4 protein-coding genes are annotated in these 3,091 nt (G+C 60.3%); all 4 read left to right on the top strand.

The window, feature by feature from the left end; genetic code table 11:
• Nucleotides 1–429, top strand: a 429-nt coding sequence (locus BV034_RS15235) for an A24 family peptidase (RefSeq protein ID WP_265593035.1), incomplete at its 5' end; no start/stop codon positions are given.
• 116 nt (nucleotides 430–545) lie between these two features.
• Nucleotides 546–1,193: a phosphopantothenoylcysteine decarboxylase gene (locus tag BV034_RS15230; RefSeq protein ID WP_050027863.1), complete on the top strand. Its 648-nt coding sequence runs from the start codon at nucleotides 546–548 to the stop codon at nucleotides 1,191–1,193.
• A 13-nt stretch (nucleotides 1,194–1,206) separates the two neighbouring features.
• Nucleotides 1,207–1,965 carry an inositol monophosphatase family protein gene (locus tag BV034_RS15225; protein WP_050027862.1) on the top strand — a complete coding sequence of 253 codons (759 nt, stop codon included), beginning with the start codon at nucleotides 1,207–1,209 and terminating at the stop codon, nucleotides 1,963–1,965.
• 62 nt (nucleotides 1,966–2,027) lie between these two features.
• Nucleotides 2,028–2,507, top strand: coding sequence for a 2-C-methyl-D-erythritol 2,4-cyclodiphosphate synthase (gene ispF / locus BV034_RS15220; protein WP_050027861.1), 480 nt, complete (start codon nucleotides 2,028–2,030; stop codon nucleotides 2,505–2,507).
• Nucleotides 2,508–3,091 lie beyond the last annotated feature (584 nt).

The raw sequence follows: 3,091 nt of genomic DNA, 5'->3' as shown, positions 1-3,091 counted from the left end.
GAACTCAAGGTGAACGAAACCAGCTATGGCCCCTGCCAGCTGGAACTGCGGGAGAACGCCATGAAGATCAGCCCGGAATCGGGCCCGGAGGTGCAACACTCCACGCTGGAGGACATCAAGAAGCTGGAGGGCCAGGCCACCAAGGTACTCATCCCTCGTGAGGCCATGGGCTACGGCGATATCTACCTGCTGGCCATGATCGGCAGCTTCCTCGGCTGGCAGGCGGTGCTTTTCACGGTCGTGGTCGCCTCTGTGCTGGGCAGCATCATCGGCGTCGTGCCGCGCCTTTTCGGCAAGACGGAATGGAGCAGCAAGATCCCCTTTGGCCCGTATCTGGCTGGTGGCGCAATGATTTGGCTCTTCTATGGGCCTCAACTCGTAGAGTGGTATATGAACCGCCTGGCCGTTCGGGAGTTTCTGGATGTGTAGGTGGCTCTAGGGCGTTCGATTTTAACCACAGAGGTACAGAGAACACAGAGGAACTCTAAACTGCATTAGGTTACAGTCTAGGGAGAGGCATCTGGAGGAATGAACCTGCCGCAGACATGAAGATCCTCATCACCGCAGGCCCCACTCGCGAGCCGCTTGATCCCGTTCGCTACCTCACCAACAGGTCCTCCGGTCGGATGGGGTATGCCTTGGCTGAAGCCGCGGTGGCCGAGGGGCATCTGGTGGATCTCGTGAGCGGGCCGGTGAGCCTGCTCCCCACCGACGGCGTGAAGATGCACTTCGTGGAAACCGCCCAGCAAATGTGGGAAAAGGTGCGCCAACTCACTCTGAGTGAACCACCACCTCAGCTTGCAATCCACGCTGCCGCAGTGGCCGACTACCGCCCGAAGGTCGTGGCGGAACAGAAGATCAAAAAGCAGGCAGACACCTTGATTCTCGAACTGGAGCGCAACCCGGATGTGCTGGGCTCCATGCGTAGCGTCTTCGGTTTCACTGGGTACCTGGTGGGATTTGCGGCCGAGACACAGAACTTGGTCGCCAATGCCCAGGACAAGCTCAAGCGCAAGGGGTGCGACCTGGTGATTGCCAATGACGTGAGCCGCAAGGACACGGGGTTTGACAGCACGGAAAACGAAGTCATGCTCTGCCTCCCTTCGGGCGAGACGGAGCTGATTCCCAAACAGTCCAAGCAATCGCTGGCGCGCGAGATCATCCGAAGGGTCGTAGCGCTGGCTTCCCAGTAGTCCCCTTCCCTCCATGAGTTCGAGTTCCCTCCTGAGTGTCGCCCTTGAAGCCGCCCACGCCGCCGGCCAGCTGCAACGCGAGAACCTGGGGTCCGACCTCGCCGTGAATGAGATGCTGCAGTACGACATCAAGCTCGATCTCGATGTGCGCTGCCAGACGCTGATCACGGACATCATTTTGAAGCATTTCCCTGACCATGCCGTGCTGGGCGAAGAAGGCGACGCTGGCAATCCCGATGGCACCACCCAGTGGATCGTGGACCCCATCGACGGCACCGTGAATTTCTTCTACGGCATCCCGCACTTCTGCGTCTCCATCGGCGTGAAGGTGAATGGCGAACTGGTCGCTGGCGTCATCTATGACCCGAACCAGGACGAGACTTGGGCCGTGGAAAAAGGCTCCGCCCCCACGCTCAACGGCAAGACCATCCGCACCAGTGCCCGGACGAAGATCAGCGACGCCGTGGTGACCTGCGGTTTCTCCAAGAGCGAGGAGGCCATCCTTGCCAGCTTTGAGCGCTACAAGCGCATCTCCCTGGCGGTGAAAAAGACCCGCATGCTCGGCAGCGCGGCCTTGGCCCTGGCATACATCGCCTGTGGCCGTCTCGATGCTTATGTGGAGGAGCAGATCAGCGAGTGGGACGTGGCCGCAGGCCGCCTCATTCTGGAAGGCGCAGGTGGCACATTCATCGAGCAGCCCAGCCGCACTCACGAGGGCAAGATGTTCATCGTCGCCACCAACGGCAAGATCGACATGAACCCGTACCTTTAAGGCGCGCCTTCAAGTCCCTGATCCCCTGAGTTACTGAATCACCGATTTACTGATTTACCGAAATGTCCACCCGTGTCGGCATAGGCTACGACGTCCACCAGTATGCAGAAGGCCGCGCCTTCATTCTCGGGGGTGTGGAGATCCCGCACCATCGGGGCCTGAAGGGCCACTCCGATGCTGATGTGCTGAGCCATGCCATCGCGGATGCCGTACTGGGCGCCTTGGGGGAGCCGGATATCGGCCACTGGTTTCCGCCCACCGACGCCAGCATCGAGGGCATCAGCAGCCTCAAGATTTTGGAGAAGGTCGCCCAGATCGCGGCTGACAAGGGCATGAAGATTGTGAACGTGGACAGCACCGTGGTGGCGGAGGCTCCCAAGGTGAACCCCCATCGCACGGCGATGAAAGAGAAGATCGCCGCAGCCTTGGGGCTGACGCCAGACCTGATCGGGGTGAAAGCCACGACCAATGAGCGCATGGGCTTCGTGGGGAGAGAAGAAGGTGTGGCCGCCATGGCTGTGGCGAGTGTGGAGAAGGTGTAGGGTCCCCCGCGTAGGGCTCTCGGGCTTCGGGTGAGAAGATGGCGGGATGGTGGAAGGTCGTAGACACGTTCTTTGAACGTATATTGAATCCGCGCCCGCCTGAAGGCGGAACTCCAACCCTCTCCGGTCCAACTGCAGGGTTGGAGTACCGCATTTATGCGGCTCAGGGACGTGTTACCCCTGACGTGGCATGCAGCCACGCCATCTATCAGCAATCACCCCTCCCCCACTCCGCTCACAACCCCGGCTGGGGACAGCCGGACTACACCCTCAGCTCTGCACCGGGGTTGGAGTTCCGTCCCGCATGCGGGACCAATGCCATCAGATCAGGGAAAACGGATCGTCTTGCTGTTTTGCCTTGGCGCGCCTCGGAGCCGCGATGGTGCAACCGCCACGACTGTAACTGGTGAGCCCCTTTCAGAAGGGCCGAAGGTCCAGGTTCATACCAGCCTGGGGCAACGCCCCAGGGATAGATGGCCAAACTACCCTTGAGGGCTGTAGGCCCGGTGTCATCAAGTCTGCCTATGACGAGCATCCCTGAATGACGTCGGGCCTACAGCCCTCAACATCTAAAACGAGCGCCT

The sequence above is a fragment of the Verrucomicrobium sp. BvORR034 genome (assembly GCF_000739635.1).
Lineage (GTDB): Bacteria > Verrucomicrobiota > Verrucomicrobiia > Verrucomicrobiales > Verrucomicrobiaceae > Verrucomicrobium.
This window is presented reverse-complemented; position numbering and strand designations above follow the sequence as displayed.